Source organism: Arthrobacter sp. 147(2020) (assembly GCF_013116715.1).
Classification (GTDB): Bacteria; Actinomycetota; Actinomycetes; order Actinomycetales; family Micrococcaceae; genus Arthrobacter_D.
The window spans coordinates 73,207-89,589 of sequence record NZ_JABFOM010000004.1 but is presented as its reverse complement, the minus strand read 5'-3'; the positions used below and the strand labels follow the sequence as shown (position 1 = coordinate 89,589).

Here is a 16,383-nt window from a genome sequence, read left to right as displayed (position 1 = left end):
CGGTGGTTACTGGCCGAAGGGCAGCTTGTGGAGCCGATCGGTGGTCCGGGTGGTGCGCTCGCGCTGGCGACGCAACCGGTTCAGGTCCCTGTTCCGGCGTTCGGCAAGCACCGCGTTGAGGAAATCCTCCGGATGGGTGCCCGCTGGTGGCGGCGGTGCAACGAAGGATGACACCTCGGTCGCCAGGTCGACGGCGAGCGTGTGGCGTGCCAGGGGAGTGAGTCTGGAGGCCTGGCCAATGAATGCGGTTACCCGCCGCGCCAGTGCGTCCGGGAGCTGCATGACGTCCGCGGTAGCAAGCCAGCCCGCCAGCTGCGGGGGAACCACAGCGAGGGTGCGGGGCTTCTCCACTACCCGCTCGTGCATCGAGTACGTACCGGCCAGTAGGTCGCCCAGGCGTTTGGAGCGTTCGTTAAACACGGCCACGAGGAAGGCCAGCGACCCGAGCAGCAGGTAGATCTCGAGGACGCCGACCATGCCGCGAATGAAGGCGTGCCGGAACCGGATGGCACCGCCGTCGTCGCGCACAATCCGTAGCCCCATCACCAGCCTGCCGAGGGATTTACCGCGGGTCACGGTCTCCACCGTCACCGGGACCACCAACACCACCAGGACCAGAAGCACGAGAACCAGCGCCTGGGTCAGCGCCGGATCGAAGGAACCGCCCAGGGTGCTGCTCACGCCCAGGACGATTGCCAGGACCAGGATCGCCTGGGCAACGATATCGATGAGCAGGCTGATGCTCCGGGCACCGAAGGAGGCAGGCCTGAGTTCTAGGACTACAGCCTCGCCAGTCACGACCGAACTCATCATGCGTCCCCTTGCCTAGTGCGCTTTTCCCCGACCAGTGTCTCTCTCCGAAGCCCAACGCGTCTTTCCGCAGCCTGAAGTTGTTCCTCCGCAGCCTGAACGGCGTCGGAGCGGCCTCTCCTTCTGAAGCTTATCTGGCGTCGCCCGGCTAAGCTGAACGGGTGGATGTCGATGCTTTCGTTGAGGTGAACCGCCCGGACTGGGAGCGGCTTGATGAGCTGGTGCGGCGGCGGAAGCTCTCCGGCGCCGAGGCCGACGAACTGCTGGTTCTCTACCAGCGCACCTCCACCCACCTGTCAATGATCCGGTCGATTGCGCCCGAGAGTGCTCTCTCCGGCGCCCTGTCGATGAGGTTGTCCCGGGCACGGACCCGATTCACCGGCGCACGCTCGAACTTCATGGAGGATGTGGCCGGGTTCTTTGTGGTGTCCCTCCCGGCAGCGTTCTACCGTGTCCGCTGGCTGACCGTCGTCGTCGGCGTGTTGTTTATCGCGGTGGCCTGGATGTATGGGGCCTGGGTGGCGGGCACTCCCGGTGTCATCGCGGCGATGGGCGGTGACGAGGTCGCCGAGCAGTATGTGCAGGAGGATTTCGTCAACTACTACTCCGAGAATCCGGCGGCATCGTTCGCGGGACTGGTGTGGACCAACAACGCATGGATTGCCCTGCAGGCGGTTGCCTTCGGGGTGACAGGCGTATGGGCGCCGTGGATTCTCTACCAGAACGCCCAGGCCGTCGGGATGGCCGGTGGCACCATGGCCGCCTATGGGGAGCTCGACACCTTCTTCATCTATATCCTGCCGCACGGATTCATGGAGCTGACAGCCATCTTCATCGCAGCGGCCGCGGGTCTGAGATTGTTCTGGGCGTGGGTGTCACCCGGCGCCCGGAGCCGCGCGAATGCCCTCGCCGAAGAGGGGCGCTCCCTCATCACCGTTGCGTTGGGCCTGGTACTGGTGCTGTTCATTTCCGGACTGGTCGAGGGTTTCGTCACCCCCAGCCCGCTCCCGGCTTGGCTGAGAATCAGCATCGGCTTCCTCGTGTTCGCTTCGTACTGGGTGTACACCCTCGTGCTGGGCCGCCGGGCTGTCAATGCTGGTTACACCGGAGACCTGTCGAGCATCGACCGCGGTGAGACTGTTCGCACTTCCTAAGGTAGCCGGTCTCTACGCCGGTCCCAGTGTGCAGGTCCTCTACCGAGGGTTCTTTTGTCTAGGCGACTTGGGACCAGTTGCCCGACGTCGGTCCGGCCTCCGCAGGTAAGCGGGGTTCGGCGGTACGCTCGAACGTAAGTACTTGCGCAATTTTCTAGGAGATAACCCAGTGGCTCAGAACGACGAGACCGACCAGCACGCCGGAGCTGACGCAACCTCCCCGGAGACCAGTGCCGCTGCCACCCCAGCGCCCGTCGAATCCACCGAACCTGCTGGCGAGCCCGCTATCGCGCTGCGCAGTTCGCTGCCAATGCGCAAGGCAAGCACCATGCCGGATCTCAGCCGGTTCGAGGGCCGGACCTCTGATGGCGAGGACCAGGGGAATGACCCGCTCGATGGTAAGTCGGGCACGGCTGAAGTTGCGGACGGCGAGCCTGCGGACAGCCAGCAGGCAGGCGGGCCGGCAGGCGAGTCAGGGAACGACCTGTCGTCGAACGACACCTCCCTCAGCGACACTTCTTCGAATGAGCCCGCGTTGGACGAGACCCCGTTGAACGACACCCGGGCGAGCGATGCGTCGGCGGACGAGACACGGGGAAGCGACACGGCTACTGGCCCCGCTCATGACGAGGCCGACGATACCTCGATTGCGGACTGGCAGAACGCCTTTGATGCGTTGGGTTCCCCCAACGCTGGCGATACCCAGGACACCCAGGGCGTTGCTCGCCCTGATGGTATTGCCGACGAGCACAGCACTGATCACAACAGCGCCAACCACAACAGCACTGACGAGAACAGCACCGATGAGAGCGCGGCTGGCCTTGGCGCAGATCGGCGCAGCATCGACCACGACAGCGCCGACGACGACGGCGGCGATCCTCACGCCGGACCCACCGGTGCTGTTGGCCATGCCGCAACCTCAGGGAACGTCGAGCCAGACGCTCACGACGCAGCCGATTCTCACGACGCAGCCGATTCTCACGACGCTGACGAGGACCAGGATGCTTCCGATTCGCACAGCTCCACCGCTACGTCGGTTGCTGCGCCTGTATCGGCTGCAGCGGTTGCCAGTGCCGGAGCCAAGAACGACACCCGCACGAGCAGTGATGACGCAGAGTCCGACCCCTACTACCCGGAGCCTGAAACTGCAGCACTGTCCACCAGGGCATCCGAGGAGGAGGCACGCCGTCGTGCCGCCGAAAGAGACGGCGCGCTGACCGGAAAGCCGGTGATGGCGAGGGTCTTCCAAGTTCTCATCGCGATCTTCTTCCCAATCATGCTCCTGGCGGCCGCAATCCGGGCCGTCACGACCCCCCTCTTCCTCTGGGTGGAGTACTACCGCCCCGGATTCCCCTCAGACGGCTTCGGGTTCACCGCCGAGGACCGCATGACCTACGGTTCTTACACAGTGGACTACATCCTCAACTGGGCACCCCCTCGCTACCTGGGTGAGCTGGTCAACGCCGACGGCGACCAGCTCTTCCTCGACAGCGAAGTGGGCCACATGCTTGACGTCAAGCTGGTCCTGGTGATCAGCTTCGCCGTCGCGCTGGCAATGCTCGTCTTCACCATTGCCGCCTGCTGGCACCTGGCACGCACCTACCCGGGTGGTGTTCGGCGCAGTCTCTTCGCCGGGGCGCTGACCACCCTGGTGTTGATGATTGCCCTCACGGTGACCGCCATCCTCGGCTGGCAGACCTTCTTCACCCAGGTGCATGCCCTGTTCTTCGCCGACGGGACCTGGACGTTCAGCATGGACGACACGCTGATCAGGCTCTTCCCGGCACAGTTCTGGATGGACGCCGCGATCACCGTGGCGGCGCTCGTGCTGATCGTCTCGCTGGTCACACTCATTCTGACCTGGCCTACCAAGGCTCGCCGGCAGAAGTCCCGCCTGGCAGCTGACGCTGCCCGGCAGCGCCAGCTGGACTCACTCTCGCTCTAAGGGCAGGGGTCGGGCCGCCTCTGGGCGGGCGAAAAATTAATAGGAAAAGTTTTCTAGGCACCCCTGATTGGACCTTATTTTGGGGGTGGCGGGTGATGAACTTGAGGTATGGAAAGCAGCGGAGCTTCTTCTACCGGACCGGAGATTCCTCCCGGATCCGGCACGAATTCCGTTCCTGATAGCGGGGTCGCGGAAGCTACCTCAGACACGTCCGTGGACACGTCTACAGACCTCCTCGGAGGCCGCGGCGGATACTTCCGAAGGGGCTCCTCCGGAGACTGCGGCGGAGAGGTCCAGGGAGTCTTCCGCGGAGGCTGGCTCGGAGTCGTCCGGGGACACGTCCACGGGAGCTTCTACGGGGTGTTCTTCTAGGTATGGGTCGGCTGGTCCGTTGGGTGTTGAGTCGGTGTGGACGGCTCCGGTCGTGGAGCCGCCGGAGCCCGCGGCTGATAAGGATCCGGATGAGGCTGAGGCTGATCCGAACGATGCGGACCCGGCAAAATCCGGTTCAACAGGACCCGATGCGACAGGGTCGGACTCAACAGGGCCAGAATCGACTGTCCCTGAATCAACGGGGCCCGATTCTGGCCCAGATTCGGGCGGTTCTGGTTCTGAGTGGTTGTTTTCTGAAGCGTGGGATCTCTTTTACTTCGGGGATGACCCGGATGGACGGGTGCGTTCCAGTAGCGAACCTCCCGCACTGACTGGGCAGTTGCAGATGGCTGCTGTGGGTGGTTTGGATGCCTCTCAGGTGTTGGACGCGTTGAAGGACATCGACGAAGCGAGGTCCTGGTTGGACGCCCAGGAAGCCAAGGTCGTGACCCGGGCCTTGGACCTGCAAACCGAACACACCCGCCACGACCCGAGGGACTGGGGTTACGAGAAAACCGTGACCGCGTCGGAGATCAGCGCAGCCCTGCACCTACCGGAACGGACGGCGGGGTTCCTCGTCGAGCACAGCACCCTGCTCACCCGGTACTGCCCGGCCACCCTGGAGGCGTTGGAGGCCGGGAAGCTCAGTAAACGGCATGCGTGGGCTGTGGTCGAGGAAGCCACCAGCATCCCCGACACTGATCCCACCGTGACCGCCGACTTCGAAAGCCAGCTGATCGGGATGGCGTCGTTGACGACGGTGGCGAAGTTCCGGCAGCAGGCGAACCGGCTCCGCGAAGAACTCCACCCCGAAACCATCACCACCCGACGTAAGAGAGCGGTGAAGGAGCGCGGGGTGTTCCTGACCCCCAGCTACGACGGGATGGCCTGGCTCGAAGCCTACCTACCCGTGGATCAGGCGGCCGGGATCTTCCACCGCGTCGACACCGCCGCCCGCCACCTCCAAGGCCCCGACGAACCACGCACCCTCACCCAATTACGAGCCGACGTCCTCGCAGACGTCCTCACCAGCGCCGGCGCCACCGGGCACATAAGTACCGGAGGACCAGTCGTTGACGGGATCAACGGACTGGACGGGATGCCAGGGAACGGCGGATCGACCGCCGTGGGCGAGCCGGTTCGCCGCGGTGGTGCAGGCGCCTACTGGGGTGTGCAGGCGAAGGTGTTCGTCACCGTCCCGGTAATGACCCTCCTGGGCGGGGACGCACCGGGGGAACTCGAAGGATACGGGCCGATCGACCCCGACACCGCCCGGAGACTCGCCGGGCATGCCCCCTCGTTCACGAGGATCCTTACCCACCCGTTCACAGGGGCCAGGCTTGGGGCCGATGTCACTACTTATCGGGTACCGAAAGACCTCCAAGATGCGGTCAGGGTCAGGGATCGGACGTGCCGGCATCCGGGGTGCAACCGGTTGGCGGTGTTCTGCGAACTCGACCACACCACACCCTGGTCCCAAGGCGGGAAAACCAGCTACGGCAATTTGGCGGCGCTGTGTAAACGGCACCACAAACTCAAATCCGAAGGCTACTGGCACTACCGACAACCCGAACCCGGAATGATCATCGCCATCTCACCCGCCGGCGAAACCTACCTCACCCGACCAGACCCACCACCGGCACCAAAGAAAGACCCACCACCCTTCTAGAGAACAGCAGACGATCAAGCTAACGAACAGCAGACTCTTAAGGCCAACCGTCCCGGGGTGACAACGTTGCAGTGCGGTCATGTCCCGAATCTGCGGAAGTTGGCGGCAGCCCCGTCTCCCGGTGGCTCAAGTTCCTGGTGCCCGGTCCCGTAGCAAGCCCTACGAAGCGCAGACCACCGAGTCAACGCCTAACCGGCGAAGCCCCAACCCAGCCAGCTTCCTCCCAACGCACCCTCGCTCGACTGCAGCCGTGACCTCCACTGCCCTCATCGAACAGCAGGTGCTCGCCTGCTGCCGACCGAGTGACCTGCAGCGGGCTCACGAGATGCTGTAGAGGCTCTCCAGCTCCCTTTCCAGGTCTGCGACAACAGCTCCGCGCTTGAGTTTCAGCGTGGGGGTGAGGTAGCCGGAATCCGGTCCAAAGTCCTGGTCGAGCACAGTAAACTTGCGGATCTGCTCGGCGGCAGAGACGTGGGAGTTGGCCTCGTCCACGGCTGACTGCAACTCGGCACGCACCCCGGCGTGTGATGCTGCCTCGGCGACAGTCAGACCACCGAGACCGGTTTCAGTTCCCCATGCGGCCACGGCTTCCGGGTCGAGCGTGAGGAACGCACCAATGAAAGGCCGACCGTCACCCACAACCACAGCGTGGGCAATCAGCCGGTGCTCACGGAGCTTCTCTTCCAGCGGCCCGGGCGCCACATTCTTCCCACCAGCGGTGACCAGAAGGTCCTTCTTGCGGCCGGTGATGGTCAGGAATCCGTCCTCGTCGAGCTGGCCAAGGTCGCCGGTCCTGAAGAAGCCGTCGTCGGTAAAAGCTTCAGCGTTGGCTTGCTGATTGTTGTGATATCCCTTGAACACCCCGACGCCTTTGATCTGGATCTCGCCGTCCGTGTCCATGCGCACGGTCGTGCCGGGCATCGGAATGCCAACGCTGCCGACCCGGGTCAATGCAACGGTGTTCGCGGTGCAGGGAGCCGTGCTCTCCGTCAGGCCGTATCCCTCCTGCACCTGGATCCCCGCCCCGCGGAAGAAGTGCGCCAGGTGTTCACTCAGCGGGCTTGCCCCCGACACCGTGTAGGTCACCTCGCCACCGAAGACACCCCTCAGCTTGGGATAAAGCAGCCGGTTGAAGAGGGCATGCTGTGCCTTGAGCAGCACCGAGGGCCCCCGGCCGCCACGGGCAGCAGTATCCAGAGCCTGGGAGTAGGACACGGCGGTGGCGGCACCCATCTCGAACAGGCGGCCCTTGCCAGCATCCCTGGCTTTCTGCTCCGCGGTTGCGTAGATCTTCTCAAAGATGCGCGGGACAACCAGCAGGAACGTCGGCTTGTAGGTCGACAGGTCGTCCAGTAGCTCGCCGGCGTTGGCCGTATGTCCAAGCTTTACCCCACCAGCCAGGCACACCACCTGGACCGCCCGGGCCAGCACATGCGCGAGCGGCAGGAACATCAGCGTCCGGGCGTCTTTTTCGCGGAGCAGCTCCGGCAGGAACTCGAGAGTGTTCACTGCAAACAGGGCGAAGTTTCCGTGGGTGATTTCGCATCCCTTGGGGGCGCCGGTCGTCCCGGAGGTGTACACGAGCGACGCAACGTCGTCGAGAGTGCGGCTGGCCCGGGCGACTTCGAGCTCGTCATCCCCGACGGCCGACCCCTCGGAGACGAGCGCTGCGAAGGTGTCGCCGCCGTCGTCGTTGTTCATCAGGTACAACCGGTTATCCGAATCCGTGCCACCGAGCGCGGTCTGCACCACCTCGGCCTTGGCATCGTCCTCGACGAAGATAATCCCGGCGGCAGAGTCTTCAAGGATCCAGGCGACCTGTGATGCGGAGGAGGTCTCATAGATCGGAACAGTGACAGCTCCGGCGAACCAGATGGCGACGTCGGCCAGGGTCCACTCATACCGGGTTTTTGACATCACAGCCACCATGTCGCCGGGGCGCACCCCCCGCGCGATAAGGCCCTTGGCGAGGGCCTGCACCTGGTCAAGGAATTCGGACGCGCTGATGTCCTGCCACTGACCACCCTTCTTCACCGAGTACAGGGCGCCGTCGGGAGCCCTGCGGTGCTGCTCCAGGAGCAGGTCGGTGATGTTGGTGTCCGCGGGGAGGTTCACCAGGAGTTCGGTGGATGATTCGCGCATGGGGGAGGTTCACCTTTCACTAGGTGCGTCGCCAGGACGCAAAATCAGATCCAGCTGGGCATCCACATGCGGAGCCGCCACTGGTTATAGGGGATCAGTTCTGCCGTCCAGATTGGCAGGAAATAGGCAGAAAGCAATACTCCCGCGACCACGAACCCGCCGACGAGGATCAGGCCCAGACGCCGTCGGCTGGGACGGTCGGAGGCACCGCCCAACACGAGACCCAGGCAGTACACCAGGCCCAGGATGAGGAACGGTTGGAACGCGATGGCGTAGAAGAAGAAGGTGGTGCGCTCCGGGTACAGGAACCACGGGAGATAGCCAGCCGCGACGCCCGCCAGGATGGCACCGGCGCGCCAATCCCTCCGCCCCACCCAATAGAAAACGAGCACGATCAGGGCGATCGCCGCCGACCACCAGATCAGCGGATTCCCGACCGAGGAGATGGCCCGGGAGCAGGCGTCGACGGCGCACCCTTCATCGGCCCCCAGATCGCCCTTGTAGTAGAAGGACACCGGACGTCCCATCACCAGCCAGGACCAGGGAGTCGATTCGTAGGGATGCTCGGAGCCGAGACCTTCGTGGAAGGTGTAGGCAGCGCGATGATAGTCGGCGAGCGACCTGATTGATGCAGGCAGCCATTCCCATGCGGGAGCCGGATGGTCTGCTGCCCACTGGCGGTTGTACGCATCGGAAGACAGGAACCAGCCGGTCCACGTCGCCAGATAGGTCAGCGCCGCGACGGGAACAATCGAGACGAATGCCTGCAGGCCGTCCCTCAGGATGGCGCCCGTGATCCAGCGGTGCACTCCGACGATCCTGCGGGCGTTCATGTCCCACAGCACAGTCATTAGTCCGAAGACCGCAATATAGGGGATTGCTGACCATTTGGTGCCGAGCGCGAGCCCCAGGCTGATACCGGCGACAATCCGCCACGGCCGGAACCCCAGCCACGGCCCATAGAGCAGGTCAGCCGCCGACGGCCGCCCCGTCGGGGACGCCGCGGCCAACGCCGACACCTTCTTGGCAAGCTTTTTCCGTGAACGATCACGGTCCAGCAGCAGCGCGCCGAAGGCGACCACCAGCCAGAACATCAGGAACACGTCCAGCAGGGACGTGCGGGAGTGCACCAGGTGATGGCCATCGACGGCTGTCAGGAGCCCCGCTACTGCACCAAGGATGGGGGACCCGAACAGCCGTTGGGCAATCAGGGCAATGATCAGGATGGACAGCGTCCCCACCAGTGCCGCCGAAAAGCGCCAGCCGAACGGGTTGTCGGAACCGAACAGTGCCATCCCCAGGGCGATCATCCATTTCCCGACCGGCGGGTGCACCACGTAGTCGGGGCTGTTCAGGATGATCCCGGTATTGCCGCTGTTGAAATCGGCGTCGGGCTCCTCGGGCCATTCCCGCTCGTAGCCGGATAGGAGATAGGAGTAGGCGTCCTTGACGTAGTACGTTTCGTCGAACACCAGCGTCGCCGGGTCGCCCAGCCGGACGAACCTCAGCACCCCGCCGATGACCATGACCACCAACGGCAACAACCAGCCGAGGAGCCCCAGCGGCAATCGCTCACCCAGCAGGCGGCGTCGCAGCACCAGCGCGTCATAGGCAGTGCGGGGGGTGTACACCCAGCCATGAGCCGACACCGCTGCCACCGGTGGTGGGGTAACGGCTGTATGGCTCACCCTGCTTATGCTACTGCCAGTAGGTGATCCCGACCCCGGTGATGCGGGTCTACGCTGGGATGGTGAACAGCACTGGGAACGAAGCGGATTCTGACGGCGACTACACCGACGGCGGCTACACCGACGGCGGCTACACCGACGGCGACGAAGCGTCCCACCCGGATTTCGAGCCAGCGGCCGACGTCGGGACCATCCACCCCGGTGGCCGGCTGGTGCTGGCGGCGACGCCCATTGGCAACGCCGCCGACGCGTCAGCCCGTCTGGTGTCGCTGTTGCAAACCTCTGACATTGTTGCGGCCGAGGACACCCGCCGCTTGCAACGGCTGCTGAGGGCGCTCGACATCAGAGTGCCCGGCCGCATCATCAGCTATCACGAGCACAACGAGGCCAGCCGGACGGCCGAACTGCTCGAACAGGTCCACGACGGCAAGACCATCCTCATGGTGACCGACGCTGGAATGCCCTCGGTGTCCGATCCGGGCTACCGGCTGGTGGAGGCCGCCATCGCCGGCGGGGTCACCGTGACCATGGCGCCCGGCCCGTCAGCCGTCCTGACGGCGCTCGCCCTGTCGGGGCTACCCACCGACCGTTTCTGCTTCGAAGGGTTCCTGCCCCGCAAGACCGGTGAGCGGAACTCCCGCCTCGCCGAGTTGGCCGACGAGCGACGCACCATGGTCTTCTTTGAAGCTCCGCACCGCCTGGAGGTGATGCTGAGGTCGCTGCACCAGGTTTTCGGCCCCGACCGTCCGGCGGCGGTGGCCCGCGAACTGACCAAACGCTATGAACAGGTGCTGCGGGGCCCCCTGGCGGAACTCCTGGAATGGGCTGAAGAAAATGAGGTGAGGGGTGAGATCGCCGTCGTCGTCGGCGGCGCACCACCAGCCGCCCCAGCGAAACCGGAGGACAGGGTGGCAGCGGTCGCCACCCTCGTGGACCAGGGCATCCGTCTCAAGGACGCAGTGGCAGCGGTCGCCGAGGAGTCGCGGATCAGCAAGCGGGAGCTCTACGCGGCGGTGATCGCCGCCCGCTAGCGGGGGCCCTCGGACGCCGGGCCGGCGTTGTGCACCCGGACAGCGGGAAGCGGATGGGACCGTGCAGGCTGGCATGGACAGCCTGACAAGCGCGGGACTAGCGTGGTGCCCAGGCGGCAGATCTGCCGCGACTTGATTTCCCGCAACGAAGAACCTCTTGGAGGCACCAACTATGGCAGTTACCACCCAGCGTGAGCAGGAACTTCTGGCGCAGGTTCCCACCGGACTGCTGATTGATGGGCACTGGCGGGACGCCTCCACCGGGAAGACCTTCGACATTGAGGACCCCGCCACCGGCGAAACCCTGCTCACCATCGCGGACGCCAGCCCAGAGGACGGGATGGCAGCGCTGGACGCAGCCGCCGCCGCACAGGAGAGCTGGGCCCGCACCGCGCCCCGTGAGCGCGGCGAGATCCTGCGGCGGGCCTTCGACCTGGTCACCGCCCGGGCGGAGGACTTCGCCCTGCTGATGACCATGGAGATGGGGAAGCCGCTGGCCGAAGCGCGCGGCGAAGTGACCTACGGCGCCGAATTCCTGCGCTGGTTCTCCGAGGAGGCGGTCCGGACCACCGGCAGGTACTCCACCTCGCCCGACGGCAAGACCCGCATCCTCGTCAACAAGAAGCCGGTAGGCCCCTGCCTGCTGATCACTCCCTGGAACTTCCCCCTCGCGATGGCTACCCGCAAGATCGCCCCAGCCATCGCTGCTGGTTGCACCATGGTGCTCAAGCCCGCGAACCTCACCCCACTGACCTCGTCGCTGTTCGCCGCCGTCCTGGAGGAAGCGGGCCTGCCCAAGGGCGTGCTGAACGTTGTTCACACCTCCGACGCCCAGGGCGTCACCGGACCGCTGATCGAGGATCCGCGACTCCGCAAGCTGTCCTTCACCGGTTCGACGCCGGTGGGCCGCAACCTGTTGGCCGCCGCAGCCAAGAACGTGCTGCGCACCTCCATGGAGCTCGGTGGAAACGCACCCTTCGTGGTCTTTGAGGACGCCGACGTCGACGCCGCCGTAGCCGGGGCGATGCTCGCGAAGCTCCGCAACATGGGCGAAGCCTGCACGGCAGCGAACCGGTTCATCATTCACTCATCGGTCGCCGGGGAGTTCGCGGAGAAGTTCGCGGCGAAAATGAAGACCCTTCAGACCGCCCGCGGCACCGAGGACAACTCAACCCTCGGCCCCCTGATCGACGAGAAGAGCCGGACCAAGGTCCACGAACTGGTCACAGCGGCAGTCGACGACGGCGCAACGGTAGTCGTTGGCGGATCGGCCGTCGAGGGGCCCGGCTACTTTTACCAGGCGACGGTGCTCACCGATGTGGCGCCGGGATCCCGGATCCTGCAGGAGGAGATCTTCGGGCCGGTCGCGCCGATCATCACCTTCGAATCCGAGGACGACGCCGTCCGCCTCGCCAACGACACCGAGTACGGGCTGGTGGCCTACGTCTTCACCCGGGACCTCAACCGCGGGCTGCGCATCGGCGAACGGCTGGATGTCGGGATGCTCGGGCTCAACGCCGGGGTGGTCTCCAACGCGGCGGCACCATTCGGCGGCGTCAAGCAGTCAGGACTCGGACGCGAGGGCGGTTCCGAGGGCATCGAGGAGTACCTCTACACGCAGTACGTCGGCATCGCCGATCCGACGGCGTCCTGACGTTCCTTGGGCTGGCTGTCCCAGGACAGCTAGCCCCGGGCGTCCCCGGACAATGATCGGGGGAGCAGGAGCGCCCTGATCCTGGCTGCCCTGCCACTGCTGTCGCGGAGTGCCCCGGCAATTGCCTGCACGTCGTCCCAGCCAAGAGGTACGGCCCGGCCTGGCGCGGTCCCCGTCCAGGGGACCATCGGGCCACCGCCTCGGCCGGTGGCCGGTGATGGGGCGCCCTCGGCGACTACAACCAGCGACGCGGGGTCCGCATACTGGGCGGCCTCGTAGGCAGTCCGGAGCCTGACGAGGGCAGACCCCGCAGCCCCGCCGATCCCCGTGGTGGTGGACAGCCGCGCCGCGAACGTCCGCGGGGTGTCGGTGGGCAGGGCGGGGTGGCCGTAGTCGGCGGCAAGATCCACCACCTCAGCCCAGGCCAGTGCTGCCGCAGCGCCGTCCCCTGCGGCTCCGGTGAAGCGCCGTCGACGGCGCTGGCGGCGCAACGTCCGCAACAGCAGCGGGACGAAAAGCAGCAGCACCCCTCCCACCAGGACGCCCATGACGAGCGTCGAGGTTTCGCGGGCCCGTTCAGCTGTCTCCGCCTCGGTCTGCGGGTCCTCCGCTGCCTGACCGGGAGTGCCGGTGGTGCCCGGATCCGTGAGCGGATTCCCGCCAGGGTCCAGATTGTCGGGGTTGGCCGCGGGGGCACCCGGCGCGAACGCCGTCTGTGCGTACTCCGGGACCACGCCCCGGGAGGGGGTTGGCTCGAACTTCACCCAGCCGAGATCGTCAAAGTACAGTTCGGGCCACGCATGGGCGTCAAGCGAGGTGACTGTGAACTCGGTCAGTTCCACGCCGTCAGGCCCGGAGACCGTTTCGCCGGTCGGGGTACCTGGCGCGTACCCGACAGCAACCCTGCTGGGGATTCCCGCCACCCGGGCCATCACTGCCATCGCACCCGCATAATGCACGCAGTAACCGGACTTCGATTCAAGGAAGCGCGCGACGACGTCGAGGCTGTTGCCGTCATACCCGCCCTCCACCGGGGCATCCACGGAGTAGGTGAACGATGGCCCCCGAAGGTAGTTCTGGATTGCCAGCGCCTGCTCGTAGGGGTTGACGATGTCCTCAGTCAACAGTGTGGCGGTCTGCTCGATGATGGCGGGGGTGGTGTCCGGCAGGCTCAGGAACTGGGCGTCGACTGCGCCCTCGGCTACCGGGCCGACGGCCTGCAAACGGGTCCGGGTGAGCGCTGGCCCGGCGCTCCGCACGACGTACTCCTGCTGCGCTGTCGACCCATTGTCGGTCGCAATGATGCTGTGGTTCAGCGGGTCCCATGACCAGCGTCCGGCCAGGTTGGAAAAGCCCACCGGAGCGTAGGGCGCCAGCAGCCAGGGGCTGGTGAAGGTGTCGGTGGTGATCCGCGTGGTGGTGACGACGCCGTCGTCGATGGCGGCGCGCACCTCGTCGGTGCCCATCTCCTCCACCCCGGGCTGCCTGATGCTGTGCCGCTGATCGGGTTCCCAGCGCTCCCCGTCGAAGTCTTCGAGGGTCACCGCCCGCAGGTAGAGGGCCTCGGGGGAATTCGTGGCGTAGGTGATCCGGCCGAAACCGGTGGGGTTCCGCAGGTCATTTCCCAGCGTCACCACCGGATTCAGCCCGGTCGCGGTGCCCCAGAGATTGACCCGAGCGCCCTGGGGGAACAGGCCCACATTGAATCCGGGGATGGCGAGGGGCACCAGGATGGTCACCGCGAGGGCCGCAGCGCCGATCGACAGTCCACGGGCGAGCCGCCCGCCAGAGGCGTCCCGCGACGCTCCGGTGGCCTGGCTATCCCGCCACTGGCTGCAGCCGAGCAGGATCAGGAAGCCGACGACGGCCGCCACGAAGCCGGGTACCCCGACGCTCTGCGGCCGCACCACGGCAGGCACCACCAGGATCGCGAGCAACGCCAGGCCGCTGGTGGCGGGCATCCGCAGCGTGGTGGCCAGCGTGTCCGTAAGAATACTGATCAGGCCCATCGCGGCGCAGACCACCAGGAAGATCCCGGTGCCCGGTAGGACCGGGGCCACCTGGGATACCACCGTGTTTTCTGCGTGATTGAGCAGGACGGTGAGCCGGCCAGCGGCGCCCTCGCCGGGAAAAATGCCGAAGACGCTCTGCCCGGGGAAGTACTGCCACACCAGCGCACCCACCAGCGCCACGAGCCCGGCAACCGGGACCAAGGCTGCGGGCAGGCGGGCGCTCCGCGCCGCCCCCATGACCAGCAGTACGGCGCCGACGGTGAAGGCCAGCGGGTTGAGCCAGGTCCACCCGAACAGCACCGAGTGCAGGTTCAGCGAGGTCAGCATCACCGCGGCGAACACGGCCGCCGTCGAGAGCCAATGCCGCTGATCCCTGCGGAGCCGACCACCGGAGCGGGGCTCGACCCGTTGCGTCGGTGTGGCGGGGCGGGGGAGGGTCGAGGTCATGCCCGCCCTCCGGTCCAGCCGCCCGCGGACGGCACAGTGGTCTTGGCGGTCGATGCGCTGGCAGCGCCGGGGGAGTCGAAGTAGGTCCAGGCCGCCGTCAGGTCGGCTGAGGGGGACACTGCTACCGCGTGCCACCCGGCGGCGCGGAGGATTTCCATCACCGGGTGCAGGTCCTGCGGCCGGTCCGCGACGAGGATCGCGAACGACGTCGAACCGAATTCGGCCGCCGCCGCGAGGTCGCGCGCCTCCGCCGCTGTGATGGCACCGAGAATGGCGAGCAACGGGCCACGGTGCTTGTAGGTCGCCAGCTTATCCATCATCGGGTCGCCGAACGGCGTGAACCGGTTCGGGCCGGCCTGGGATGACCGTGACGGACTGGCGGCGCGCCGTGACGTGCGCCGGGTGGTCGTTCGTTTCGCCGGATCGGGGGACAGTTCCAGTGCCGCCAGCCCTTCGGCGACGTTGTGGATACCGGTCTGGCCCTGGTGCTCCTCGTCGTCGGGCCAGGGGGCGGAGACCGACGAACGCAGTGCCGGCGCGCCCGTCTCATCGACGAACCGCAGGGCATAGTTCCGCTCAAGCAGGTGCGCGGTGATGGACATGGCGGCGACCACAGCCCATTCGAATCCGGGGGAGAAGAGCAGGGACGTGCCGTCGTCGTTTTCGACGCCGAAGGCCGAATGGAAGCCGGAACTGTAGCGGGCCTGCCGCTGATCGAGGATCAGGGTGGCCTCCGGGGTGGTGACCGACTCTTCCTGGCGCACCATCAGTTCGTTGTGGCGGGCGGTGGCGGCCCAATGGACCCGGCGCATCGGATCGCCGGCACGGTACTCGCGGGTCATGACGTCGTCGTCGCTGGGGTTGGCGTTGCGCCGGGTCGCGGCGAACCCGTCGGCCCCGCGGGCACCGGTCAGCGGTGAATGCGGCAGGTCCAGGGGCGCGGGCGTGACGACCAGCCGCTCAGTGCCTCCCAGGGTATGCCGGGAGGTTCCCAACCCGAACGGGTCGGTGAAAGCGGCGGTGACCGGACCGACGTCGTACACGCCGCGGGAGGAGGACCGCAGCCGGTACTCGTAGTGGCTGGCACCCTGGGCGCTGGGATGGCGGGAGGGGAAATGGAACTCCGGTGACTCCCCGAAGCGGGCGGGGATCCTTTCCTGCATCACCACCGTCCCACTGAGCGGGCCACTGGACCTGACTGACAGGGTGACAGTGGAGGTGAATCCGGTTTCCATTGTCTGCGGGGCAAACTTCCGCTCAACCGTAAACCGGGGTTTGATCAGCCGCAGCATGAGCACTGACAGGAGCGGAAGGCAGACAAGGAGAACGCCGACGTAGAGCAGGTCCCGGCGGCCCAGGACCTGGGCCGTGAGCAGCGCCAGTACACCAGTGATGACCAGCCCCCACCCGCGCGAGGTGAGGACCCGGGAGGGTAGGTTGGCCAGCAGTCGCACGGCGG

The 16,383-nt window shown here is 66.1% G+C and carries 10 protein-coding genes; 5 read left to right on the top strand and 5 right to left on the bottom strand.

Annotated features, from left to right (window positions below):
• Window positions 1-6 precede the first annotated feature (6 nt).
• Window positions 7-810: an RDD family protein gene (locus HMI58_RS04770; RefSeq protein ID WP_171586518.1), complete on the bottom strand. Its 804-nt coding sequence runs from the start codon at window positions 808-810 to the stop codon at window positions 7-9.
• 161 nt (window positions 811-971) lie between these two features.
• Here HMI58_RS04770 and HMI58_RS04765 point away from each other — a divergent pair, with 161 nt between their 5' ends.
• The 3 genes from HMI58_RS04765 to HMI58_RS04755 all read left to right on the top strand — a co-directional run bounded on the left by HMI58_RS04765 (window position 972) and on the right by HMI58_RS04755 (window position 5,950).
• Window positions 972-1,964 (top strand): stage II sporulation protein M, encoded by a 993-nt coding sequence (locus HMI58_RS04765; protein WP_171618327.1) that lies wholly within the window; start codon window positions 972-974, stop codon window positions 1,962-1,964.
• A gap of 169 nt (window positions 1,965-2,133) precedes the next feature.
• Window positions 2,134-3,909, top strand: a complete 1,776-nt coding sequence (locus HMI58_RS14925; protein ID WP_318779131.1) for a TIGR01906 family membrane protein — start codon at window positions 2,134-2,136, stop codon at window positions 3,907-3,909.
• Between the two features lie 673 nt (window positions 3,910-4,582).
• Entirely contained in the window at window positions 4,583-5,950 is a 1,368-nt protein-coding gene (locus tag HMI58_RS04755) for a DUF222 domain-containing protein (protein WP_318779132.1), read from the top strand.
• Between the two features lie 318 nt (window positions 5,951-6,268).
• Here the strand turns inward: HMI58_RS04755 and HMI58_RS04750 are convergent, their stop codons facing one another.
• Together HMI58_RS04750 and HMI58_RS04745 are read right to left on the bottom strand one after the other, a co-directional pair.
• Complete coding sequence (locus HMI58_RS04750) at window positions 6,269-8,092, bottom strand: AMP-dependent synthetase/ligase (protein ID WP_171618326.1); 1,824 nt, start codon at window positions 8,090-8,092, stop codon at window positions 6,269-6,271.
• A gap of 44 nt (window positions 8,093-8,136) precedes the next feature.
• Window positions 8,137-9,618 (bottom strand): glycosyltransferase family 39 protein, encoded by a 1,482-nt coding sequence (locus HMI58_RS04745; RefSeq protein WP_225667907.1) that lies wholly within the window; start codon window positions 9,616-9,618, stop codon window positions 8,137-8,139.
• 353 nt (window positions 9,619-9,971) lie between these two features.
• On the opposite strand from HMI58_RS04745, the gene rsmI reads away from it, so the two are divergent.
• Both rsmI and HMI58_RS04735 read left to right on the top strand, forming a co-directional pair.
• The gene (rsmI, locus tag HMI58_RS04740; protein WP_171618372.1) at window positions 9,972-10,811 is read left to right on the top strand and encodes a 16S rRNA (cytidine(1402)-2'-O)-methyltransferase; all 840 of its coding nucleotides are present in this window, start codon (window positions 9,972-9,974) and stop codon (window positions 10,809-10,811) included.
• 172 nt (window positions 10,812-10,983) lie between these two features.
• Window positions 10,984-12,465 (top strand): NAD-dependent succinate-semialdehyde dehydrogenase, encoded by a 1,482-nt coding sequence (locus HMI58_RS04735; RefSeq protein WP_171618325.1) that lies wholly within the window; start codon window positions 10,984-10,986, stop codon window positions 12,463-12,465.
• Between the two features lie 29 nt (window positions 12,466-12,494).
• On the opposite strand, the gene HMI58_RS04730 is transcribed toward HMI58_RS04735, so the two are convergent.
• Both HMI58_RS04730 and HMI58_RS04725 read right to left on the bottom strand, forming a co-directional pair.
• Window positions 12,495-14,924 (bottom strand): DUF3488 and transglutaminase-like domain-containing protein, encoded by a 2,430-nt coding sequence (locus tag HMI58_RS04730; protein ID WP_171618324.1) that lies wholly within the window; start codon window positions 14,922-14,924, stop codon window positions 12,495-12,497.
• Window positions 14,921-16,378, bottom strand: a complete 1,458-nt coding sequence (locus tag HMI58_RS04725) for a DUF58 domain-containing protein (RefSeq protein WP_171618323.1) — start codon at window positions 16,376-16,378, stop codon at window positions 14,921-14,923. Before HMI58_RS04725 ends, HMI58_RS04730 begins: the two co-directional genes overlap by 4 nt.
• Between the last annotated feature and the right edge of the window lie 5 nt (window positions 16,379-16,383).